Source organism: Sphaerisporangium album (assembly GCF_003323745.1).
GTDB classification, from domain to species: domain Bacteria; phylum Actinomycetota; class Actinomycetes; order Streptosporangiales; family Streptosporangiaceae; genus Sphaerisporangium; species Sphaerisporangium album.
On sequence record NZ_QOIL01000013.1, the window covers coordinates 15,909 to 38,486 of the forward strand.

The window sequence follows — 22,578 nt, forward strand, 5'->3', positions numbered from 1 at the left end:
GCAACAGTGACGACCGATAACGTGAATGAGAGGCCGTAGGTGTCAGGTGACGGGTTCGGACGCGGACGCGGGCCCGACCGGCGCCCTGCCGCGCGCGAGCGCCCCGGCCAGCAGCAGCACCGCGACCATGAGGGCGGTCACCACGCCGAACGACACCGACAGGGTGCTCTGGGCGGCGATTCCGCCGATCACGCTCGGCGCGACGAACCCGGAGGTGTAGCTGATCGTCGCCACCCCGGCCACGCCTTCGCTCGGCGTCCGGGCGACATTACCCGCCGCGGTGAACGCCAGCGGCACGACCACTGCCACGCCCACCCCGAGCAGCATGAACCCGGCGATGGCCGGCAGCGGCGTGCGGGCGGCCACCACGAGCACGCCCCCCAGCGTCGCCAGCAGCCCGCTGATCCGCACGGTGAGCACGGGTCCCAGGCGGCGGACCACCATGTCGCCGCACAACCGCCCGGCCGCCATCGTGAACGCGAACGCCGTGTAACTCGCCGCCGCCACACCTGGGGAGGCCTCCGTCACCTGCTTGAGGTAGACGGCGCACCAGTCCGCGCTGGCCGCCTCGCCGAAGACCGCGCAGAAGCCGATGAGGCCGAAGACCAGGATCCGCCGGGACGGCAGCACGAAGTGCGCGGGGGCCTCCTCGTCCTCCTCCGGGCGGATGTCCAGCAGGTTGCGGCCGACCACGATGCCCACCACGAGCAGTAACGCCGCCATGACGGCCAGATGGATCCGCGCGTCGACCTCGAAGTGCGCGGCCAGCGCCCCGAGCCCTCCGCCGGCCAGGCCGCCGACGCTCCACATGCCGTGCAGCCCCGACATGATCGAGCGTCCCATCCGCTGCTCGACCACGATGCCCTGGGCGTTCATCCCGACGTCGCCCATGCCCGCCACCGCCCCGAACACCAGCAGCGTCACCCACAGCACGCCGAGGTTGGGCGCCACGGCGGGGAACGCCAGCATCAGGCACCACAGCGCGAGCAGTACCCGGGTGGAGGGGCGGTTCCCGAACCGGTGGCTGACCCGGCCGGCCATCGGCATCGCGATGAGGGAGCCGACCGCGGGGGCCAGCAGCGCGAGCCCCAGTTCGCCCGGCCCCGCGTGCACGTGGTCCTGGATCCACGGGATGCGGGTGGCGAAGGCGCCGCTGACCGCTCCATGGATGGCGAAGGTCAGCGCGACGGCCACGCGGGCTCGCCCCAGCACGCGTGAGTCCACGGGGAGAACCTAACAGAATTCCCTATTTGGATCACTTGGTTATTGGATCACCTGTTCGTGCTGCCGGACGCCGTCGCGCCGGTGGGATCGCCTCGCGGCCGGGATACGCTCCGTTCCACCGAGATCCGTCCGGCGGGAGGTCTGGCGCATGCCCGAGACGATGGGTGGGCACGGGGGGCTCGTCACCGCGCTGGTGCGGTCCTCGTTCCTTGTGAGCTCCGTGTACGCCGAGGTGGCCCGCGAGTACAAGCTGACCCCGCAACAGGGGCAGCTTCTGTGCGTGCTGATGGGGCAGCCGTACGGCATGGGGGAGCTGAGCGCGACGCTGCGGCTGGCCAAGTCCAGCCTCACCGAGCTCGTCGACCGCACCACCATGCGCGGCCTGGTGCGACGCGAGCCGGACCCGCGGGACGGCCGCGCGATCCGGGTCGTGCTCACCAGGCGGGGCGGCGAGCTGGCCGGGGCGTTCTACACCGCCGCCCGCCACCGGCTCGACGCGCTCACCGAGGACCTCACCCCCGATCAGCGCGCCGCGCTGGCGGACCTGCTCGGCCTGCTGGTGACCCACAACGACGTGCCGATGGTCTTCATGGAGCCGGACGCCCCCACCGCGGCCAGGCAGGCAGGTCCCCGGTGAAGTTGACTCTCCCAGCATGGGAGACCCGAGGGTGGGCGGTGTGCGCGCCGAGGAGACCGGGATGCTGACCATCGGAGAGCTGGCCAGGCGGACCGGCCTGTCGGTGAAGCTGATCCGTCACTGGTCCGACCTCGGCGTGGTGCCTCCCGCCGCCCGTACGGCGGCCGGGTACCGGCTGTACGACGACGAGGCCGTGGCCCGCCTCGAACTCGCGCGGACGCTGCGCGAGCTGGGGCTGGGCATGGCGGCGATCCGCGACGTCGTCACCCGCGAGCGCGGGCTGCCGGAGGTCGCGGCCGTCCACGCCGACGCGCTGGAGGCGCTGATCCGCACGCTCCGATTGCGGCAGGCCGTGCTGCGATCGGCCCATGCCCGAAGGTCGACCACCGAGGAACTCACCCAGATGACCAGACTGGCGCGGCTGTCCGCCGCCGAACGCAACACGATCGTCGAGGAGTTCCTCGCGGAGGCGATGGGGGACCTCGAACCCTCCGCCTACCGTGAGGGAATCCTCGCCGTCATGCCCGACATGCCGGACGAGCCGACGGCCGAGCAGGTCGACGCCTGGATACAGCTCGCCGGGCTCGTCCGCGACCCTGCCCTGCGCGCCGCGATGCGCCGCATGGCCGCCTACGCCGCCGAGCACGCCGCCGGCGGCCCCGGCGACGCCGAGGCGAACGCACGGGGGGAGGCAGAGGCGCGCCGGGTCGCCGAGCTGTGGGTGCGGCTGGCCGGCGAGGCCATGGCCGCCGGCGTCCCCGCCGACTCCCCGGCGGCCGACCCGGTCGTCGCCGAGATCGTGGCGGCGTGGCTGCCCGGCCAGGCGGCAGGCGGCTTCGCGCCGGGCGGCGACGGCGCCGAGGCGCGCCTGCGGCTCCTGGAGCAGTTGGAGATGGCCGCCGACGCCGCCGCCGAGCGGTACTGGCGGCTCATGTGCGTGATCAACGGCAGCCCCGAGCCGCCGAGCATCGCGGCCGAGGGCCGGTGGCTGACGACCGCGCTGCGCGCCAACCCCGAGCCCCGCGCCCGCGCCGCGAGCATCGAGGCCACGCTGGCCCAGGACGCGGCGATCGACCCGTCCCTTATGCCGGAGGTCTGCGCCCGGGTGCTGGCCGAGGTGGACGTTCTCGTCGCCGCAGTGAGCCCCGGGCGGTTCGGCGATCTCACGCCGTGCGACGGCTGGGACGTCCGCAAGCTGCTCGACCACATCGTGTACGAGAACCTGATGTGGGCGAGCCTGGCCGTGGGGACGCCGCGCGCCGACCACGACGCCGACCACCTCGGCGACGACCACGTGGAGGCCTTCCGCGCGGCGGCGCGGGAGTCACTGGCGGCGTTCCGGCGGCCGGGCATGACCGAGCGGATGTACGGGCCCGCGCCGGGCTGGCGGCTGATCGAGCAGCTCGTCATCGAGATGCTCGTGCACGGCTGGGATCTGGCCGTGGCGACCGGGCGGTCCGCCGACCTCGCTCCGGACGTCGCCGAGGCGATCCTGCCCTCGGTGCGCGCCATCTACGGTGACCTGCCGCGCACCCCGGGCGGCTCCTTCGCCCCGGAGCGGCCCGTTCCGCCGGGGGCGTCGCCTGCCGACCGCCTCGCCGCCTACCTGGGGCGAGACGCCTGGAATCTCCGGCGTCTCGAGTGATCGGCCGCGCCCGCCATCCCCGAAGGGTACGGCCTGGCCGGACATCCGGTTCCGGTAGGTTGCGAGGACCGAGGGGATCGCAGGTCGAGCTCGCGGCATGCCCCTCTCCGTGAACCGCCCGGCGAGCCGGGCGCCGGAACCGTGAGGAACGACACGTGAAGTACATGCTGCTGATCTACAACAACCCGGCCACCCTGGACGCCATGTCCGACGAGGAGCGCGACGGCGTCTTCGGCCAGGTCGACACCGTCATCAAGCAGCTGACCGAGTCCGGTGAGTGGGTCGGCGGCGCCGCCCTGGCCGGGCCCGGCGGGGCCAGGACGGTACGCGTGCGCGGCGGCGTGCCCGCCACCACCGACGGGCCGTTCGCCGAGGCCAAGGAACAGCTCGCGGGCTACCTGGTCGTCGACTGCGACAGCGTCGAGCGGGCCACCGAGATCGCCCTGAGCTGGCCGGACGCCCGCTTCGGCGCGATGGAGGTACGCCAGGTCGTCGAAGCGGTCGACACCGAGGTGTGACCCGGGCCCGTAGGGCGGTCAGCGGACGGCGGTGGCCGGCGGCGGGGTGGGGCGCCATTCCTCGGCGAGGAGGCCGTAGAGGAGGTCGTCGGTCCACTCGCCCTTGAACCACATGTTCGTGCGGCGCAGGCCCTCGCGGCGGAAGCCGAGCCGCTCCAGCAGCCGCGCCGAGCGCAGGTTGCGGGCGTCGCATTCGGCCGACACGCGCCGCACGCCGTGGTCGAACAGGTCCTCGATGACGCGTCGCACCGCCTCGGTGGCGTAGCCCTGTCCCTGGTGGGCGGTGGCGAGGGTGTATCCGAGGTCGGCCTGCATCCGGTTGTCGTGCAGCTTGACGCCGACGTCGCCGATCAGCACGCCTTCGCGCTCGATCGCGTACTGGAACCAGCCGGGCAGCCGCGGGTCGCCCGCGGCGTAGATCGCGATCAGCGACCGGGCGCGGTCCAGCGGCACCGGCGCGTCCCAGGACTGGTAACGGGCCACGTCGGGGTCGGAGCGGTAGGCGGAGAGGGTGTCGGCGTCATCGGGGCGGAAATGGCGCAGGATCAGCCGGGAGGTCGACAGCAGCACGGGGCAAGTATGGCCCCGATTCAGCCGATCGGGGTGCTCACATCCCGGAGGATGGAGGTGTGCGCGGAGCGCGGCGCGGCTGCCCAGGTCGCGCGCGCGCCGGGAGGCATGGACGGCAGGTGGATCACCGCCTGGGGGCTGCCGTTGAGGTTGAGCGCGTCCAGCACCAGCAGCGCGGCGCGTCCGAGGGCGGCGTTCCTGGTGACGACCATGATCCAGCCGTTGCCCTCGCCGAGGCCCCGGGCGACGAAGACCGGGAGGTCGGCCGTCCAGCCGGGCGCGAGCTCCCTCACCTGGGCGCTGTTGGCCGCGAGGTCGTGGGCGGCCAGGGCGCGGCCCCCCACGGTGACGCCGAACAGCAACTGGTGCCTTCGGCCGGCTCGGCGCGCGTCCACGGTGGCCGCCGACAGTCCGTCGGCCAGGGGCCGCTCGGCCGCCTGCCCGGTGGCGGGGGCGAGCGTCCACCGGTGCACCGCCGCGTGCGCCTGGCCGGTGCCGGTCATGCCCCCGGCGTAGGCCCGGTCGTGGCGCACGGCCTCGACGACCACGCGCTCGCCGTCGTCGTAGGCGTTCACCACCCGCGAGACGTGGCACGCGCCGATGGTGAACCACAGCGGCTCCGCGCCGGGCCGCCGGGGCAGCAGGCCGATGCGCGCCGGGCGGTCCTGCCGCCACCGGTAGGGGAACCGGACACCGACCAGGGCGGCGGCGCGGTCGTGGACGACCGGCAGGTCGAACACCACGACGTACCGTTCGGTCAGCGCGACCGCGCTCATCAGCGGCGCGCCTTCGAGCGCGAGCGGGCGCGCGGCGCGGACGTCGCCCTCCGGGCCCAGGACCACGTGCACGGCGTGGTCGTAGCCGGGGTAGGTGGCCACCGTGTGCCACTCGCCGGAGACGCGGTCCTCCACCGGCGGGGCGACGCTCGCCCGTCCCGCCCCTCGCCACCCCTTCCCGGCCTGGGAGATCAGCATGGCGGGCGCGGGCGGGCGGGGAGGCGCGTCCTCGCCGGAGGTCCTGAGACGCCGGGCCGTGCCGCCGGAGAACCGCACGCCCGACAGCACGGCGTCGCCGCCGGGCCTGGCCGGGTGCGGGGAGGCCTGCACGAAGGCGCCGTCCAGCTCGGCGGGGACGACCCCGTCGACGCGCAGCGGCTCGTCGTGCGGGAGCCGGGCGGGCGCCGCGGCGGGGACGATCGGTACGGCGTGCTCCGTCACGGTCATGATCGGGCACCTCCTCGCTTGAGCCTGAACCTGTCGGCATAACACCGTCATAACAGCGTTATGAGAAAAAATAACGCCGTTATGCCATACTGTCAAGGTGAGCCCACGACGACGATCGAAACCCCAGACCCGCTCGGCCCTGGTCGACATCGCCGCGCGGCTGCTCGCCGATGAGGGACCCGAGGCCCTGTCCGCCCGCCGCATCGCGGCCGAGGCCGGCAGCTCCACCATGGCGGTGTACACCAACTTCGGGGGCATGAGCGGGCTGGTCCGCGAGATGGTGTACGAAGGCTTCGCCCGCATGGAGAACTACTTCTCGCACGTCGCCCCCACCGGCGACCCGGTGGCGGACATGGCGCTGTTCGGCCGGGCCTACCGGCACAACGCCCTCACCAACCCCCACCTGTACGCGGTCATGTTCGGCGGCGCGTCCCTGGGCGGCTTCTCACTGTCCGCCGAGGACCGCCAGTACGGCCGCTTCACGCTCAGCACGGTCGTCGAGTGCGCGACGCGCTGCATCGAGGCGGGCCGGTTCCGCACCGGCGACGCCGAGCTCGTCGCCCACCAGCTCTGGACGGCCATCCACGGCCTGGTCGCCCTCGAACTGGGCGACTACCTGATCGAGCCGTGCGACGCCGACCGGGTCTTCGAGGCCCAGCTGACCAGCCTGATGATCGGCGTCGGCGACACCCTCGAGGCCGCCACCCGCTCCGTCACCTCCTCCCACGCCCGCCTCGCGACCGAGATCGAACCCGCCGAACCGGCCCCCGTGACCGAAAGACCGGCAGGCGACCGCACGGCCTGACCCGGCCGGACCGGTTCTTACGGCTTGCGAACGTCGGCGCGGGAAACGGCCGCGGTCGCCGGAGCACGGCCTACCGTCGTCCTGTGCGGATTCTGCTCACCGGCTCGGCCGGGTTCATCGGAGGTCACGTCGCCGAAGCGCTGGACGCGGCCGGGCACGACGTCGTCCCCCTCGACCTGCGCACCGGCGTGGACGTGCGCTCAGGCCCCGCCCTGGACGGGCTGATGGGCGGAGTGGACGCCGTCGTCCACCAGGCCGCGAAGGTCGGCCTCGGCGTGGACGTCGCCGACCTGCCGGACTACGCGTCCGTCAACGTCTACGGCACCGCAGAGCTGCTCGCCGCGATGGCGCGCCACGGCGTCGGCAGGCTGGTGCTGGCCTCCTCCATGGTGGTGTACGGCGAGGGCGCCTACGACTGCGCCGCGCACGGGAGGACCCGGCCCCTGCCGCGCGCGGAGGAGGACCTGGCCCGGGGCCGGTTCGAGCCGCGCTGCCCGCAATGCGGCGGCCCGCTCACGTCCGCGACGATCACCGAGGACGCCCCGGCCGACCCCCGCAACGCCTACGCCACCACCAAGCTCGCCCAGGAGCACCTCGCCGCCAACTGGGCGCGCGAGACCGGCGGCGCGGCCGTCGCGTTGCGCTACCACAACGTGTACGGACCCCGGATGCCCCGGGACACGCCGTACTCCGGCGTCGCCGCCATCTTCCGCTCCGCCCTAGAGGCCGGCCGCGCCCCGCGCGTCTTCGAGGACGGCGGCCAGCGCCGCGACTTCGTCCACGTTCGCGATGTCGCCCGCGCCAACCTGGCCGCCCTGACCGGAGGCGAGCCGGGCCGCCTGACCGCCTTCAACATCGCCTCCGGCGAGGCTCGCACGGTGGGGGAGATGGCAGCCGTCCTCGCCACCTGCCACGGCGGCCCACAGCCGATCACCACCGGGGAGTACCGGCTGGGCGACGTCCGCCACATCGTCGCCTCCCCGGCCCGCGCCCGCGAGGCCCTCGGCTTCACCGCCGAAGTCCCGTTCAGAACCGGCATGAAGGAGTTCGCCGCCGCCCCGGGATCAGTCGCGATGCCGTAGCACGAGGAGCATGGCCGCGTCGTCCAGGATCGGACCCCCGACATGGCGCAGCAGGTCGTCGCGGAGTCCGTCGAGGGCGTCCTGCGGGTCGTCTTGAGCGAGCACGCCCACCCGCTCCTCCAGCGGATAGAAACGCCCCTTCCCGTCACGGGCCTCGATGACGCCGTCGGTGTACAGCAGGATCTGGTCCCCCTCCTCGAAGGGGACGCTGTAGGGCTTCGGCCGGGGAGCTCCGAGCGGGCCCAGCCCCAGGGGCGGCGCCTCCTCCGGCGGCAGGGCGCTGAAGACCCTGCCGTCGTGCTTCAGCACGATGGGCGGGGGATGGCCGCAGGCCAGCAGCGTTATCTCGTCGTCGTGCACCTCGGCGAGGAGCGCGGTGACGAACTGCTCGCCGCCCAGATGCCGGGCGAGGCTCGTCTCCAGCCGCTCGCACAGACGCGTCAGCTCCTCTTCCTCGTAGGCGGCCTCACGGAAGGCGCCGAGCGCCCACGCCGCGGTCTCCACCGCTTCCAGACCCTTGCCTTGGACGTCGCCGATCAGCAGGCGAACGCCGGTCGGTGTGGTGACGACCTCGTACAGGTCGCCCCCGATCTGGGACTCCGCGGCCGCGGAGGTGTAGGAGAGGGCGATGCGCAGGTCACCGGCCCTGCGCGGTACCGGGCGCAGCAGCACGCGCTGCGCGGCCTCGGCGACGCGGCGGACGTTGGCGAGCTCGTGCTCACGGCGGATCCGCAGTCTGCCGGCCAGCATGCTGGCCCCGGTCACCGCCCCGATCGTCGCGATGGTGAGGTAGTTCTGCGGCCTGCCCAGCAGGTTGTTGTAGGACGCCAGGGGGACGCAGATGGCGAGCGCGATGCCGCCCGCCATCGCCGTGCGGCCGACGGTTCCCGAGACGGAGGCGAATGTGGGGCCCAGGGTGAGCAGCGGCAGGAACCCGAGTCTCGGACCGGCGAGAACGTCGACCACGGCCACCACCGCCATGACCGCGTACGGCAGCCACCGAAGGATGTCCTGCGATTTCAATCGGACTCCTTCGCTGTCACTGCCAGGGCGGTCTCTCCTCACTCGGGGCCCAACGCTACCCCGCGAGTGATACACGCGGGGCATCGATGGCCGACGAGCGGATTCATGACAGCGGCGGCCGGGTGTCACCGAATCGCCTTGACGCTCAGGTCAGGAGGGTGCGGGCGTAGTGGTCCCGGTCGTCGGTCACGCCCGGCAGGACGAAGAAATACCCTCCGCCGGTCGGGGTGATGAAGGGGACGAGCATCTCGTGCTCCAGCCGCCGCTGCATGTCGACGTAGGTGCGGAGCCTGCGCTGGAAGCAGCAGAAGGCGTGCCCGGCGTCCATGCGCCCGTTGACGTCCGGGGCGCGCATGTACTGGTAGCTGCGGCGCCAGATGTGCACGGGAGGCACCTTGGCCGGCACGTACGGGTTGGGCGCGGCGAAACGGGAGTCGGTGGTCTGCGGGTTGGCGAGGCGGACATGGCAGTTGAACGGCATCACCTCGCCCTCACGGTCGTAGACCACGGGCGAGTTCTCGTCGGTGCCGCCGTTCAACGGGACGCCGGTGACCTTGTGCCGGCCGATGATCTTCTGCTGCCGGGAGACCGGCACCCGATCCCATTCGTCGAGGTCGAATCGGACGATGCGGACCACCTGGTAGGTGCCGCCGGTCGTCCAGGCCGGCTCGGGGGACGGTGGATGCGTCCAGACGAACCTGTCGATGCGGCCCCTGACGTCGGTCAGGAAGTGGTTGGCGACGTCGTCGTGGAACCCGAGCAGGTCACGGGGCGTTCCGCTGGGTCGTTGCGGGCTGCGGAACCCGTCGATGCGCCAGCGTTGCCGCATCAGGTCGCCGGCGTGCGCGTGAAGGTCGATCAGCGCGTTCACCAGGGCGTCGGAGTGGTTGGCGCACAGTTGCACCAGCAGGTCTCCGTGGCATTCGGCTGGATTGAGGTCGTCGTGGGCGAAGGCCCTCATGGGGACCAGTTCGACCGGTTTGTGGCCGGCCAGTCCGAAGCGGCCGTCGAACAGCGAGGAGCCGACCGCGACGGTCATGGTCAGGCCGTCCGGCACCAGGGTGCTCCCCAGGAGCCCGGAGCCGGACGAGTGCGGGGCGGGGTGCGCGGGGCCGCCGCCGGTCAGGAAGCGGGCTCGCGCGGTGAGGGTGCGGAACAGCTCGGTGAGCTCACGGCGGCTCCCCGCGGTCACGTCGTAGGCGACGAAGACGCCCTGTTGCTGCGGGGCCCGCGGGGGCGCGGTGACGCCGGACTGGTGCGCGCCGTGGAAGGGCACCACGTCGCCGGCGATCGGCGAGCTCTGCGTGGCGGGCTTGCCCGCCGCCGCGCCGGCCAGCCCGGCGGCCAGCGTCCCTCCCATGAAGGCACGCCGCGAGTACAGGTGGCCCATGCTGTCAACGCTAAGAAGCCCCTCATCGCCCCCGCAAGGCGAAATGCTACGTTTTGTCGGATATTTGCCGCTACGAGGGCGCAGCCACCCGGTCGGCAGGTCGGCTGATCACACCTCCGGCGCTCCCATCTCCGCCAGCTCGCCGTCGGCCAGCCGCAGCCACCGGTTCACGCCGATCCGCGCGAGAAAGCGCTCGTCGTGGCTGACCACCACGAACGCCCCCTGGTAGGAGCCCAGCGCGCTTTCCAGCTGGCCGGCGCTGACCAGGTCGAGGTTGTTCGTCGGCTCGTCGAGGAGCAGCAGCTGCGGGGCCGGCTCGGCGCACAGGACGCAGGCCAAGGTGGCGCGGAGCCGCTCGCCGCCGGACAGCACCCCCACGGGGAGATGGGCCCGGGGACCCCGGAAGAGGAAGCGGGCGAGCAGGTTCATCCGCTCCGCCTCCGGCCTGTGCGGGGCGAACGCGGTGAAGTTCTCGGCGACCGAGCGGTCGGCGTCCAGCAGGTCCAGTCGCTGCGAGAGGTAGGCGATCCGGCCGCCGGCGCGCCTGATCTGCCCGCCGTCCAGCTCCAGATCGCCGTTGACCAGCCGCAGCAGCGTGGTCTTGCCGGCGCCGTTGGGACCGGTCAGCGCGATGCGTTCGGGGCCTCGTATCGTCAGGTCGACGCCTTCTCCGGCGAACAGGCCGCGTTCGCCGTGGCGGACCCGCATCCGCTCGCCGAGGACGAGGGTGCGTCCAGCGGGCACGCTGGTGTCCGGCAGCTCCAGCGTGAGGCGCTGCTCGTCGCGTACGGCACGCCCCGCCTCGTCCAGCCGGGCCTTGGCCTCGCCGACCCGGGCGGCGTGCGTCTGCCCCGCCCGGCCGGCGGACTCCTGGGCGCCTCGCTTCATGTTCCCGGCGAAGATACGCGGCAGGCCCGCGTTCTTGAGGTTGCGGGCCGCGTTGCTCGCGCGGCGCTCCGCGCGTTCGCGGGCCTGCTGCATCTCCCGTTTCTCCCGCTTCAGCTCCTGCTCGGCGTTGCGGACGTTCTTCTCCGCGACCTCCTGCTCGGCCTGTACGGCCTCCTCGTACGCGGTGAAGTCGCCGCCGTGGAAGCGCAGCTCGCCGCGGTCGAGTTCGGCGATGCGCTCCATGCGGTCGAGCAGCGCGCGGTCATGGCTCACGAGCAGCAGGCAGCCGTTCCAGTCCTCCAGGACGCCGTAGAGCTTGCGGCGGGCGTCGACGTCGAGGTTGTTGGTCGGCTCGTCGAGCAGCAGCACGTCGGGCCGCTTCAGCAACTGCGCCGCCAGGCCGAGGGAGACGACCTGACCGCCGCTGAGCGTGCTCAGGCTCCGGTCGAGGGTGAGGTCGGCCAGGCCGAGCCGGTCCAGCTGGGCGCGGGTGCGTTCCTCGATGTCCCAGTCGTCGCCGATGGTCATGAAGTGGTCCTCGCCGACGTCCCCGGACTCGACGGCGTCGATGGCCCGGATCACCGCGGCGACGTCCAGGACCTCGGCCACCGTCAGGTCACGGGCCAGGGGAAGGCTCTGCGGGAGGTAGCCGAGCGTGCCCTCCACGGACACGGACCCGGTGGCGGGGCGTAGTTCGCCGGCGATCAGCCTGAGCAGGGTGCTCTTACCGGAGCCGTTGGGCGCGACCAGGCCGGTGCGGCCGCCGCCCACGGTGAAGGACAGGTCCTCGAAGACCGGCGTGTCGTCGGGCCAGGAGAAGGACAGGTTCGAGCAGATGATGGAGGTGTCGGACATGAAGGAGACCTCGGAGGAGATGCGGGCAGGCGAAGGCTCATGCCCGGAACATGGACGAAGGGGACGACGCGGCGGCCACGACGGCGATGCTCCTGGGCACCGGCCGGTGGCCTGACGATCCGGGTATCACCCCGAGATGTCGTCGTCACCCGCCATGTCTGGTCTCCTCGATACACGCTCGATGTCGGTGCGAGTCTAACAACACCCGGCGACCTCACGGTCGTGCGGGTCTCCGGTGCGGCGACCGCCCGGGCCGGGAGCGGTCGTGGCGGGGGACGGGTCATCCGGGTGCGGGATCCGCCGCTCTGGGGCGGGTGCTCTGGCGGATCGTCACGTGGGGTTCGAGCAGGGTGGAGTCGGGCACGGTGCCGCCCTCCAGCTTGGTCATGAGCAGCCGGACGGCCTGCCGGCCGACGTCGTCGGCCGGGATCGGCACCGAGGTCAGCGGCGGGCTGGCCCGCTCGGCGACGTCGTCGGGGCAGATCGCGACGACCGAGACGTCCTCGGGCACCCGCCTGCCGAGCGCGCGCAGCGCGCCGAGCACGTGGCCCACGGCCGCCTCGTTGTGGACCACCAGCCCCGAGAGGCCGGGATGCCGCTCCAGCAGCGAGGCCACCGTCGCGGACACCTCGTCGAAGCCCTCCTCGCAGGGCCAGGCGACGGTGGTCAGCCCGCCGACGCGCCCGCCCTCCAGGAACCCCTCCATCGTGCGCTCGGCGTAGCCGGTGCCGCGCCGGTAGACGACCCGCGGGGCGCCGAGCAGGGCGATCTCGCGGTGGCCGAGCGCGGCGAGGTGCTCGGCGCACACGGCGCCGGCGCGGGTGAAGTCGAGGTCGACGCAGGTCAGGCCGGAGGGGTCGGCGGGGAACCCGATGAGCACGCTGGGCTCGCCCATCTCGCGCAGCAGCGGCACGCGCGGGTCGTGGATCTCCACGTCCATGAGCACCAGGCCGTCCACGAGCGCGCTGGCGGCGACGCGGCGGAGGCCGTCGGGCCCTTCGTCGGCGGTCATCAGCAGCACGTCGTGGTCGAACTGGCGGGCCGTGGTCACCACCGAGGTCGCGAACCGCATCAGGACGGGCAGGTGCATGCCGGCGCGCAGCGGCAGGACCAGCGCGATCACGTTGGAGCGCTTGCTGGCCAGGGCACGCGCCCCGGCGTTCGGGTGGTAGCCGAGCGCGCGCACGCTGTCCATCACCCGCTGCGTGGTCGTGGCCGAGATGGCCCGCTTGCCGCTCAGCACGTACGACACGGTGCTGACCGCGACGCCGGCCCGCCTGGCCACGTCGGCGATGGTGACCGTCCTCACCGGGATCCCTCCGGGACCCGCGGTGTGAAGACCAGCTCGCGCACGGTGGTCCCCTCCTTCTCGAACACGACGTACAGATCGTGGATCCCGGTGGCGCCGTCCAGGGGACAACCGGCGCGGACCACGCCGCACCCGTCCCGCGAGGGGGCCACCGCGACCGCGCCGGCCACCCGCCCGTCGAGCGGGTCGTCGAGCCGCAGCGTGAGTACGCCGCCCTCGGTGCCGGCCGTCAGGGCGCAGGCGGCGGCGCCCGCGGCGAAGTCGACGTCACGGAAGGCGATCCAGGCCCCGGCGCAGGCTCCGCGTACCGCGTCCCCCGCGCCTTGGGCCGCCTCACACGGCACGACGCCGTCGTACTCGTCGTTGTCGGCCGCCCGAAGCGGTCGGGCGTACGGATCGCGGGGCGGGATCCGCTCCCCGGCGACCTGGAGGCGCGCCCAGACCCTGATGTCCCCGGCGGACCGGCCGACCAGCACCTTGTGCGGGGCGTCCTCCACCACGAACCTCCCGCGGGTGACGTCCCAGAAGGCCAGGTCGGCGACGTCGATCGCCATCGTCACGACGCGGCTCTCGCCGGGGGCCAGGCGGACCCGCCGGAAGCCGCGCAGCCGGCGCAGGGGCTGCTTCACGCGCGAACGCCGCTGGCGCGTGTACAGCTGCACGACCTCGACGCCTGGCCGCGCGCCGGTGTTGGTCAGCGTGACCTCGACGGTCACGACGTCGCCCGGCCCGGCCGTGTCCGCCGACAGCCGCAGGTCCGAGTATTCGAAGTCGGTGTAGCCGTACCCGTGCCCGAAGGGATAGAGGGGCGTGCCCCGGTAGTACATGTAGGTGGAGTCGGTGGCGATGATGTCGTAGTCGAACAGGTCCGGCAGCTCGCGGGCCGAGCGGTACCAGGTCTGGGTGAGCCGCCCTCCCGGGTCCTCGTCGCCGAAGAGGACGTCGGCCAGCGCGTGCCCGTACTCCTGGCCCCCGTGGGAGGACCACAGGATCGCGGGGAGGTTCTGCTCGGCCCAGGTCACCGCCAACGGGCAACCGCTGCTGAGGACCAGCACCGTGCGCGGGTTCGCGGCGTGGACCGCCCGCAGGAGCGCCTCCTGGGCGGGAGGCAGGCCGAGGTCGCCGCGGTCCTCGGTCTCCCTGCCGTTGATCATGGGGTGGTCGCCGAGCACCACGACGGCGACGTCGGAGGCCGCCGCGAGCTCGGCGGCGTCCCGCGCGCCGTCGCGGACCGGCTCCAGGGTCAGCGCGGCGGCCGCGTCCGGGTCGCCGGTCAGCCGCAGGGTGCCGTCCGCCGCCACCCGCACGTGGCCGCCGGTGGCGATGTGGCGCAGGGCCAGCGTGCCGCGCGGGCGCTCGTCGAGCAGGAACGTCTGGCGCACCTCCCACCCGCCAGGCCCTGACTGGTCGTTGACGAGCACGCCGTCGTCGCCGACCGAGACGTACCTGCCGTTGGCGACGGCGCGCAGCGCGTGGGCGCCGCCGCCCCAGTCGAACACGTCGAACCACGTGAGCCTGGGGTCGGAGCCGTGGCCGGCCCTGAGCGGGGCGCCGGCCGAGTCGTCGGAGGCCGTCACGTGGCCGCCCGCCACGCCCAGGGCCACGCGGTCCACGCCCTCGCGGAACTCGGTGGCGCATCGTCCGGCCAGCCCGTCGCGGGCCGTGACGGCGTAGGGCAGCGTGCCGCTGTACCAGTCCTCCATGAGGGTGTCGCCGAGCGGGCCGATGACGGCGATCCCGACCGGCGGGCTCAGGGGCAGCAGCCCGTCGTTCTTGAGCAGGACCATCGACCGCGCGGCCGCCCGGCGGGCCACCGCCTGGTGCTCGGGCCGGTTGACGACCTCCTGCGTGATGCCGTCGTACGGCGTCCCGGGGTCGAACTCCCCGAGCCGGAAGCGGATCGCCAGCACGTGCCGGGCGGCGGTGTCGATGTCGGCCTCGTCGAGCAGCCCCCGGCGCAGCGCCTCCCTGATATGACGCAGCGTCGCGCCGGGCCGGTCGTCGTCCTGGGTGAAGTTGTCCAGTCCGGCCCTGATCGCCGCGGCGTACGCCTCGGGCAGGCCGGCGTGGTAGCCCTGCGGCTCGACGAGGTTGCCGGGCGCGTGGGCGTCGCTGACCACCAGCAGCTCCTCGCGGGTCCACGACCGCACGACGTCGTTGATGAGCGGGCTGAGCAGCGCGGGACGGCCGTTGACGAGGTTGTAGGACGACATCAGCGACACCGCGGCGCCCGCCTCGATCGCCCGGCGGAAGGCGGGCAGCTCGTACTCGTGCAGCACGCGGGGCGGCAGGTTGCTGGAACCGACGCAGCGGCCGGTCTCGTTGTTGTAGGCCAGGAAGTGCTTGAGGGTCGGCGCGGTCTTCAGGACCCGATGGTCCCCCCGCAGGCCCTGGGCGAACGCCGTGCCCATCACGCCGGTGAGCCAGGGGTCCTCGGAGTACCCCTCCTCGTTGCGCCCCCAGCGCGGGTCGCGAAGGGGGTTGACCACGGGCGCCCACACGTTCAGCCCGGCGCCCGCCGGGTCCTTGTGGTGGAACGCCACCACCTCGTCGCCGGTGGCGGCGCCCACCTCGCGCACGAGCTCGGGGTCCCAGGTGCTGGCGAGGCCGATGGCCTGCGGGAACACGGTGGCGGGCCCGAGCCGGGCGAGCCCGTGCAGGGCCTCGGTGCCCGTGCGGAAGGCGGCGACGCCGAGCCGGGGGACGGCCGCCTGGTACTGGTGCAGCAGGCCCACCTTCTCGTCCAGGGTGAGCCTGCCGAGAAGGTCGGCGACCCGGTCGGGCCAGGGGAGGCCGGGATCGCGGAAGGTGCCTGACGCCGGTTGTTTCATCGGGACCGTCCTTCGTTCACCGGCTGGTGTCGAAGCGCTTCACCTGAACGGCTGGTGCGGGGGACGAAGGCCTCGCCCCCGCGGTCGAGGCGGGGTGTCGAAGCGCTTCGACAAGCTACGAAGATTTCGCGGTTGTTACGTCCGGGGTTCTTTGAAGAGTGCCCGTTCGCGGGCGTGCGGTCAAGACCTCGATTCCGGCAGGTCCCCGTATTCCGGACGGCGTCAGGTCTGGGCGGGGAGGTGGCCGGAGTCGATGGCGTCCATCAGGCGGGCCGCGGCCCCGAGCGCCGCCGCGCCGTATCCGAGGGTGGACTCCACCAGGACGGTGCCCCCGGCCTCGGAGGCGAGGCTGCCGCGGGCGAGCTCGTCCCGCGCCGCGGGCAGCACCCAGGGGGCGAGACGGACGTAGTGGCCGCCCAGGATGACCACGTCGGGGTTGAGCAGGTTGGCGAGGACGGCGACCCCCCTGCCCAGGGCGCCGCCGACGGCGGTGAGCGTGGCGATCGTGGCCGGGTCGCCGGCGCGTGCCAGCCGGACCACCTCGTCCAGCTCCGGTTCGAGCTCGGCCGGGGTGGCGTCGGGGGCGGTGTCGCGCAGGACGGCGCGGACGCCGGCGACGGCCTCCAGGCATCCCCGGCGGCCGCAGCGGCACTCGGCGCCCCCGGGATCGACCGGTATGTGCCCGATCTCACCGGCGAAGCCCCGGCCTCCGCGGCGCAGCCGCCCGTCCATGATCACGCCGGCTCCGACGCCCACCCCGCCGGTCAGGAAGACCACGTTGCCCGCTCCACCGTGCGGTCCGAAGCGATGCTCGGCGAGCACCGCGAGGTTGGCGTCGTTGTCGACCAGAACGGGAAAGCCCGGGTGGCGCAGCGCCCTGGTGAGGTCTCCCGCCAGGTCGACGTCCCGCCAGCCGAGGTTGGGCGCGGTGCGCACCGAGCCGGTCAGGTCGACCAGGCCCGGGACCGCCACGGCGATGCCGAGCACCCGGCGGCCTTCCTTCTCCATGCGGCCGAGCACGCGGCGGGCGAGCGCGGCGACGGCGGCGACGGCCTGGCCCGGGGTCGCGGTGGCGCCCGGGAACGAGCGCCGCCAGGACAGCAGCTCGGTGCCGGCCAGGTCGATGGCGACCGCGGTCAGGTGGTCGGCGTTCACCTCGATGCCGATGGCGGCGTACGGCGAGCCGTCCAGGACCAGCATGGTGGCGGGGCGGCCCACGCGGTTCTCCGTGAGGCCGGTCTCCCGGAGCAGGCGGCGGTCGACGAGGTCGGCGACCAGGCTGGAGACCGTGGCCTTGTTGAGGCCCGTGGAGGCCGCGATGTCGGCCCGGGAGCAGGGCGCGTTCTCTCGCACGAATCGCAGCACGACCGCGAGGTTGGCGGCCCTGACGTCGGTGAAGTCCGCCGGTTGAGGGCCGGTGTGCGTGTTGATCAATATCAGCCCCGTTCCCGCTGAGCCCCGGTGGGGTCATCATGCCGCATCGCCGCGCGCGGGGTGATACGGCCGCCGGAGAACCGGCCGAGGTTCCGGCCGTTCAGGAACACCGGCACGCGGTGGCCCCGGGGGGAATCGCCGATGAGGTCCTCCGGTTCGGGCGACGACGCCGGGTGCGCGGATGACGGCGCCCCGCACCCGGCGGGGCGGGGCGCCGTCCCCTCCCGCCGGGCGCGGGGCGCGGCTACTCGGTGAGGGTCAGGTCCTTGACGCGCAGGTCGCCGGTGAAGACCAGGTAGAGGTCGTGGATGCCGCCCGCCCTGGCCAGCGAGGCCGTGACCGTCCTGTAGGAGTACACCCCGCCGGTGGCCGGGACCTGGAGGGTGCCGAGCACCCTGCCGGTGGGGGAGCCGAGACGCACCTCGATCCTCCCGGCGGCCGTCGCGGCCACCCCGGCGCTGACACCGGTGGCCCCGGCCCGCAGGGCGACGTCCTTGAAGGCGATCCAGTCGCCGGCGCCGGTCCTGCCGACCGCGTCGCCGGACGCCTTGGTCTCGTCGACCAGCTCGACGCCCGCGTAGTCGTCGAAGTCGGCCGCCCGGGTGGGCCGGAACAGGTCACGGGGCGGGATCTTCTCGCCTCGCACGTCCAGCGTGGTCCGCTGCCGGACGGCGCCGGAGGAGCTTCCGACCATGAGGTCGTGCGCGGACTTCTCGACCGTCCACCTGCCGCGGGTGACGTCCCACAAAGCCAGGTCGGCGGCCTTGAAGGTGAGGGTGACGGTCTTGGTCCCGCCCGGGTCGAGGTGGACGCGCTGGAAGGCGCGCAGCTGCCTGACGGGCTGGGTCACCCGTGAGGTGCGCTGGTGGGTGTAGAGCTGGACCACCTCGTCGCCGGCCCGCCTGCCCGTGTTGGTGACCTGGACCGTGGCCGTGACCGTCCCGCCCGGATCCACCGTGCGCGAGCTCAGGGTGAGGCCCCGGTAGGCGAACGTCGTGTAGCTCAGCCCGTGGCCGAACGGGTACAGCGGCGAGCCCTTGTAGTACAGGTACGTGTGGCCGGTCTTGGTGATGTCGTAGTCGAGGATGTCCGGCAGGCCGTCCTCGGACCTGTACCAGGTCTGGGTGAGCCGCCCGCCCGGGCCGGTGTCCCCGAAGATCACGTCGGCGAGGGCGTTGCCGGTCTCCGCGCCGGCGTGGGTCGTCCACAGCAGCGTGCCGACCTTGTCCTGGACCTTCGGCATGGTGGTCGGGTAGCCGTCCTCCAGCACGACCACGGTGTTGGGGTTGGCCTTGGTCACGGCGGCGATGAGGTCCTGCTGGCTCTCGCCGAGCGCGAGCCCGGTGCGGTCGTGGTTCTCCCGGCCGGCGACGAACGGGTCGCTGCCGACCACCACGACGGCGGCGTCGGCGGCCCTGGCCTGATCGGCGGCGGTCCGCGCGCCGCTGGTGAGGACCTCCTTGGCGAAGCGGGCGGCGTCGGCCTTGGCCCCCATGCCGAGCGTGCCGTCGGCGGCGACGGTCACGTAGTGCTCCGGGATCGACCACCAGCTCTCGTTGACCTCGTACCCGGCGTACTGGATCAGGTACGTGCCGTCCGGCTGCCGCTCCTGCCGGAACTGCTGCTGGACGAACCAGCCGCCGGGCGTGTCGGAGTTGGCGAGGAAGGTGCCCCAGTTGCCGGTGAGGAGCTTGCCGGTGCCGGTGTCGCGCAGGGTGGACACCCCGTCGGTCCAGTCGGTGACGTCGAACTTCGACGCCCCGGCCTGGGTGGCGGCGGTCGCCCTGACCGGGTCGGCGGTGCCGGTGACGGTGATGTACCGGCCGCTCGCGACGTCCTTAAAGGCGACGCGGTCCAGGGCGGCGGCGCCGGTGACGTCGGCGCCGGAGCCGAGCCGTGTCCTGATGCCGTCCAGCGGGGTGACCTTGTAGGGCATCGTCCCGCCGTACCAGTCGCTGAGCAGGGTGTCGTGCAGCGGCCCGATGACGGCCACCTTCCTGGTCCGCTTCGGGTCGAGCGGCAGCGTGCCCGCGGAGTTCTTCAGCAGCACCATGGCCCTGCCCGCGGTCTCGCGGTTGAGGCGCCGGTGAGCAGGGCTGTCGATCACGTCCTTGCCGATCCTGGCGTACGGTCCGCCGTCCGGGTCGAAGTGGCCGAGACGGAAGCGGATGGAGAGGGCGTTGCGTATGGACCGGTCGATGTCGGATTCGGCCAGCAGGCCCTTGGCGAGCGCGTCCTTGATGAGCGCGGTCATCGTGGCGGGTTTGTCGTCGTCGACGGTGAAGCTGTCGATGCCCGCCTTGAGCGTGGCGGCGAACGCCTCGGTCTCGTTGTCGAAATAGTGCTCGGGGTCGGTGAGCGCGTGCGGCGCCCAGGCGTCGCTGACGTTGTACAGGGTCTTGCCGGTCCAGCTCCGCACCAGGCCGCCGAGGTCGGGGTTGACGGTGTTGGGCCGCCCGTTGACCAGGTTGTAGGAGCCCATCACGCCGGTGGCGGCGCCGGAGGCGATGGCGGGCTTGAACGCCATCTCGTCGTACTCGTGCTTGACGCGCGGCGGCAGGTTGGAGGAGGTCAGGCTCCGCCGGTACTCGTTGTTGTTCGCCAAGTAGTGCTTGAGCACGGGCGCGGTCTTCAGGTAGAAGGGGTCGTCGCCCTGCAGGCCCTTGCCGTAGGCGGTGGAGATCGCGCCGGTGAGCAGGGGGTCCTCGGAGTACCCCTCCTCGTTGCGGCCCCAGCGCGGGTCCCGCAGCAGGTTGACGACGGGCGCCCAGACCTGCGTGCCCCACACCACCGGGTCGGCGGAGTTGTGGCCGCGCACCTCGTCGCCGACGGCGGAGCCGACCTTCCTGACGAGCTCGGGGTCCCAGGTGCTCGCCAGGCCGACCGCCTGCGGGAAGACCGTGCCGCGCGCCAGGGTCTGGGTCCAGCCGTTCTTGTGGTCGTTGGACCAGGCGACGCCGTGCAACGCCTCGGTGCCGTTCTTGTGGTACGGCACGCCGAGGCGCGGGATGGCCTCCTGGGACTGGTGGAGCAGGGAGATCTTCTCGTCGAGGGTGAGGCGTCCGAGCAGGTCGCCGACGCGAGTCTCCAAAGGCAGGGCGGGATCACGGAACGGCGGGTCCGCGGCCGCCACGGCGGCGGGGGCCGCCAGCAGCGTCGTGAGCAGGCCGAGGACGGCCGCCAGGGATAACGGTCGCCGGGGGGACATGGCGCCTCCAGGTCAGGGGGTGCGGGGCCGGCCAGGACCGAGGCCGCCGATCACCGTCACTTGACGGCGCCGACGGTGATCCCGCGGGTCAGCGTGCGCTGGAAGATCAGGAAGAAGGCGACGGCCGGGACGATGCCGAGCAACGCCGAGGCGCTCGACATGGTGGCGTCCATCATCTTCTCGCCCTGCAGCACGCCGAGGACCACGGGCACGGTCTGGTTGTCGTTGGAGATCAGGAAGATCAGCGGCAGGAAGAACTCGTTCCACGTCCAGATGAAGAAGAAGATCAGCAGAACCGACAGGGTCGGGCGGCTGATCGGCACGACGATCCACCACAGGATCCGCCACCGGCTCGCGCCGTCCATGGCCGCCGCCTCGATGATCGCCTTGGGGAAGCCGCCGAGCACGGCCGCCAGCAGGTACGTCCCGAACGCGGCCTGGATGACCGTGAAGATGATGATCACCGCGAGCCGGCTGTCGTACAGGCCGGCGGCCTTGGCGAGGTAGTACAACGGGTAGACCAGGGCCTCCTGGGGGAGGGTGTTGGCGAGCAGGAACAGCACCAGCACCCACAGCCGCCCCCGCACCCGTCCGATGCCGAGGGCGTAGGCGTTGAGCACGGAAAGGATCACGGCCAGCACCGCCACCGAGCCGCTGATCACCAGGCTGTTGAGCAGCTTCTCGCCGAAGTCGACCCGCTGCCAGAACTGGACGATGCCGTCGAGGTGGACGCCGTGCGGCAGGCCGAGCGGCCCGTTGGAGGAATAGTCCGCCGGGCTCTTGAGGGCGTTCAGCGTGACGAGGGCGAACGGCAGCAGCATCGCCACGGCGAGCAGGGCCATGGCGGCGAGGACGGCCCATCTGCCGGGCCCGGCACCGGTGACCCTGCCGTGCTCCCGGCGCTCCCGGCGCGCCCGCCGGGCCGACGCCGCGCGGCGTACCGAAAGGGACGTCATGCGGCACGCTCCCCGGCGCGCGTCCGCGCCGTCATCGCTCGCGCTCCTGGACGCGCAGGAAGAGGAAGGTGACGACCACGATGATCACCGCCAGCACGGTGGCGATGGCCGAGCCGTAGCCGACGTTCGCCTTCTGGAAGAAGTTCTGGTAGCTGAAGTAGGACGGCACGTTCGTGGCACGGCCGGGACCTCCCCGGGTGAGCACGAAGATCGGGCCGAAGACTTTGAGCGCGGCGATCGTGCAGGTCAGGAGCACCACGAAGAGCTCGGGTCTGATCTGCGGCACGGTGATGTGCCAGAACCGCCGCCACCAGGAGGCCCCGTCGATCTCCGCGGCCTCGTACAACCCCGGGTCGACCCGCTGCAGACCGGCCATGAAGATCACGACCGGGTAGCCGAGCTGGAACCACACCATGACGGCCATCACGGTCGCGAGCGCGAGATCGGGGTCGCCCAGCCAGTCCCGCGCCAGCGAGCCGAGGCCCACGGTTTCGAGCAGTTGGTTCAGCGCGCCGAAGGAGGGGTTGAGCATCCATCCCCACACCACCCCGGCGACGGCCACCGGGAGCACCTGCGGCAGGTAGTACGCGGCCCGCAGCGCGCTCGCCGTGCGCGCGCCGAACCACCTGCCGATGTAGTCGAACAGCGCGGCGGCCAGGACCAGGCCGACCACGGTGGGGACGACCGCCATGGCGACGATCAGGGCGACGTTGTGCCGGAAGGAGGTCCAGAAGATCTCGTCCCGCAGCAGCCGCGCGTAGTTGTCCAACCCGATCCACCGGGGCGTGCCGACGCCGGTCCACCGCGTGAAGCTGGTCACGACGTTCATCAGGAAGGGGACGATCACGACCGCGAGGAACAGGACCGCGCTGGGCGCCAGGTAGATCCAGTACCCGCCGCCCCCGCGCGGCCGGCCGGTGGACCCCGGCGTCCGGGCGCCCTTCGGGGGACGCGTCGCCGAAGCTTGCGCTGCCATCAGC

The 22,578-nt window shown here is 72.7% G+C and carries 17 protein-coding genes; 5 read left to right on the top strand and 12 right to left on the bottom strand.

Going from position 1 to position 22,578, the window contains the following annotated elements:
* Positions 1-42 precede the first annotated feature (42 nt).
* Positions 43-1,224, bottom strand: a complete 1,182-nt coding sequence (locus DQ384_RS22620; RefSeq protein ID WP_114030878.1) for an MFS transporter — start codon at positions 1,222-1,224, stop codon at positions 43-45.
* 148 nt (positions 1,225-1,372) lie between these two features.
* Between DQ384_RS22620 and DQ384_RS22625 the strand changes: the two genes are divergently transcribed.
* From DQ384_RS22625 to DQ384_RS22635, 3 genes are all read left to right on the top strand, one after another.
* Positions 1,373-1,861, top strand: a complete 489-nt coding sequence (locus DQ384_RS22625) for a MarR family winged helix-turn-helix transcriptional regulator (RefSeq protein ID WP_114030879.1) — start codon at positions 1,373-1,375, stop codon at positions 1,859-1,861.
* A gap of 16 nt (positions 1,862-1,877) precedes the next feature.
* Positions 1,878-3,506 (top strand): TIGR03086 family metal-binding protein, encoded by a 1,629-nt coding sequence (locus tag DQ384_RS22630; RefSeq protein ID WP_114030880.1) that lies wholly within the window; start codon positions 1,878-1,880, stop codon positions 3,504-3,506.
* A 164-nt stretch (positions 3,507-3,670) separates the two neighbouring features.
* Positions 3,671-4,024: a YciI family protein gene (locus tag DQ384_RS22635; RefSeq protein WP_245966718.1), complete on the top strand. Its 354-nt coding sequence runs from the start codon at positions 3,671-3,673 to the stop codon at positions 4,022-4,024.
* Positions 4,025-4,042: 18 nt separating this feature from the next.
* On the opposite strand, the gene DQ384_RS22640 is transcribed toward DQ384_RS22635, so the two are convergent.
* On the bottom strand, positions 4,043-4,594 hold the full coding sequence (locus DQ384_RS22640) for a GNAT family N-acetyltransferase (RefSeq protein WP_114030882.1): 552 nt from the start codon (positions 4,592-4,594) through the stop codon (positions 4,043-4,045).
* Positions 4,595-4,614: 20 nt separating this feature from the next.
* Positions 4,615-5,817 (bottom strand): carotenoid oxygenase family protein, encoded by a 1,203-nt coding sequence (locus tag DQ384_RS22645; RefSeq protein WP_114030883.1) that lies wholly within the window; start codon positions 5,815-5,817, stop codon positions 4,615-4,617.
* Positions 5,818-5,914: 97 nt separating this feature from the next.
* On the opposite strand from DQ384_RS22645, the gene DQ384_RS22650 reads away from it, so the two are divergent.
* Positions 5,915-6,622: a TetR/AcrR family transcriptional regulator gene (locus tag DQ384_RS22650; RefSeq protein ID WP_114030884.1), complete on the top strand. Its 708-nt coding sequence runs from the start codon at positions 5,915-5,917 to the stop codon at positions 6,620-6,622.
* A gap of 83 nt (positions 6,623-6,705) precedes the next feature.
* Complete coding sequence (locus DQ384_RS22655; protein WP_114030885.1) at positions 6,706-7,704, top strand: NAD-dependent epimerase/dehydratase family protein; 999 nt, start codon at positions 6,706-6,708, stop codon at positions 7,702-7,704.
* Here DQ384_RS22655 and DQ384_RS22660 read toward each other — a convergent pair.
* The 9 genes from DQ384_RS22660 to DQ384_RS22700 all read right to left on the bottom strand — a co-directional run bounded on the left by DQ384_RS22660 (position 7,687) and on the right by DQ384_RS22700 (position 22,574).
* Positions 7,687-8,727 carry a PP2C family protein-serine/threonine phosphatase gene (locus tag DQ384_RS22660; RefSeq protein WP_245966700.1) on the bottom strand — a complete coding sequence of 347 codons (1,041 nt, stop codon included), beginning with the start codon at positions 8,725-8,727 and terminating at the stop codon, positions 7,687-7,689. The two genes, DQ384_RS22655 and DQ384_RS22660, sit on opposite strands and share 18 nt — an antisense overlap.
* Positions 8,728-8,872: 145 nt before the next feature.
* The gene (locus tag DQ384_RS22665; protein ID WP_114030887.1) at positions 8,873-10,117 is read right to left on the bottom strand and encodes a Dyp-type peroxidase; all 1,245 of its coding nucleotides are present in this window, start codon (positions 10,115-10,117) and stop codon (positions 8,873-8,875) included.
* 108 nt (positions 10,118-10,225) lie between these two features.
* The gene (gene abc-f, locus DQ384_RS22670; protein WP_114030888.1) at positions 10,226-11,860 is read right to left on the bottom strand and encodes a ribosomal protection-like ABC-F family protein; all 1,635 of its coding nucleotides are present in this window, start codon (positions 11,858-11,860) and stop codon (positions 10,226-10,228) included.
* 280 nt (positions 11,861-12,140) lie between these two features.
* A complete protein-coding gene (locus DQ384_RS22675; protein ID WP_114031059.1) occupies positions 12,141-13,175 on the bottom strand; it encodes a LacI family DNA-binding transcriptional regulator in 1,035 nt (344 codons plus the stop codon).
* Positions 13,166-16,000 (bottom strand): glycoside hydrolase family 3 protein, encoded by a 2,835-nt coding sequence (locus DQ384_RS22680; protein WP_114030889.1) that lies wholly within the window; start codon positions 15,998-16,000, stop codon positions 13,166-13,168. The genes DQ384_RS22675 and DQ384_RS22680 overlap by 10 nt, the downstream gene beginning before the upstream one ends.
* A 222-nt stretch (positions 16,001-16,222) precedes the next feature.
* Complete coding sequence (locus tag DQ384_RS22685) at positions 16,223-17,434, bottom strand: ROK family transcriptional regulator (protein ID WP_114030890.1); 1,212 nt, start codon at positions 17,432-17,434, stop codon at positions 16,223-16,225.
* Between the two features lie 244 nt (positions 17,435-17,678).
* Positions 17,679-20,642, bottom strand: a complete 2,964-nt coding sequence (locus DQ384_RS22690; RefSeq protein WP_114030891.1) for a glycoside hydrolase family 3 protein — start codon at positions 20,640-20,642, stop codon at positions 17,679-17,681.
* Positions 20,643-20,698: 56 nt separating this feature from the next.
* The gene (locus tag DQ384_RS22695; RefSeq protein ID WP_114030892.1) at positions 20,699-21,598 is read right to left on the bottom strand and encodes a carbohydrate ABC transporter permease; all 900 of its coding nucleotides are present in this window, start codon (positions 21,596-21,598) and stop codon (positions 20,699-20,701) included.
* A gap of 31 nt (positions 21,599-21,629) precedes the next feature.
* Complete coding sequence (locus tag DQ384_RS22700; RefSeq protein ID WP_114030893.1) at positions 21,630-22,574, bottom strand: carbohydrate ABC transporter permease; 945 nt, start codon at positions 22,572-22,574, stop codon at positions 21,630-21,632.
* Between the last annotated feature and the right edge of the window lie 4 nt (positions 22,575-22,578).

What these genes read in the sequence shown, in the direction of transcription:
- DQ384_RS22625 (WP_114030879.1), top strand. Translation starts at nt 1,373, where the DNA reads ATGCCCGAGACGATGGGTGGGCACGGGGGGCTCGTCACCGCGCTGGTG.
- DQ384_RS22630 (WP_114030880.1), top strand. Translation starts at nt 1,878, where the DNA reads ATGGGAGACCCGAGGGTGGGCGGTGTGCGCGCCGAGGAGACCGGGATG.
- DQ384_RS22635 (WP_245966718.1), top strand. Translation starts at nt 3,671, where the DNA reads ATGCTGCTGATCTACAACAACCCGGCCACCCTGGACGCCATGTCCGAC.
- DQ384_RS22645 (WP_114030883.1), bottom strand. Translation starts at nt 5,817, where the DNA reads ATGACCGTGACGGAGCACGCCGTACCGATCGTCCCCGCCGCGGCGCCC.
- DQ384_RS22665 (WP_114030887.1), bottom strand. Translation starts at nt 10,117, where the DNA reads ATGGGCCACCTGTACTCGCGGCGTGCCTTCATGGGAGGGACGCTGGCC.
- abc-f (WP_114030888.1), bottom strand. Translation starts at nt 11,860, where the DNA reads ATGTCCGACACCTCCATCATCTGCTCGAACCTGTCCTTCTCCTGGCCC.
- DQ384_RS22680 (WP_114030889.1), bottom strand. Translation starts at nt 16,000, where the DNA reads ATGAAACAACCGGCGTCAGGCACCTTCCGCGATCCCGGCCTCCCCTGG.
- DQ384_RS22690 (WP_114030891.1), bottom strand. Translation starts at nt 20,642, where the DNA reads ATGTCCCCCCGGCGACCGTTATCCCTGGCGGCCGTCCTCGGCCTGCTC.
- DQ384_RS22695 (WP_114030892.1), bottom strand. Translation starts at nt 21,598, where the DNA reads ATGACGTCCCTTTCGGTACGCCGCGCGGCGTCGGCCCGGCGGGCGCGC.
- DQ384_RS22700 (WP_114030893.1), bottom strand. Translation starts at nt 22,574, where the DNA reads ATGGCAGCGCAAGCTTCGGCGACGCGTCCCCCGAAGGGCGCCCGGACG.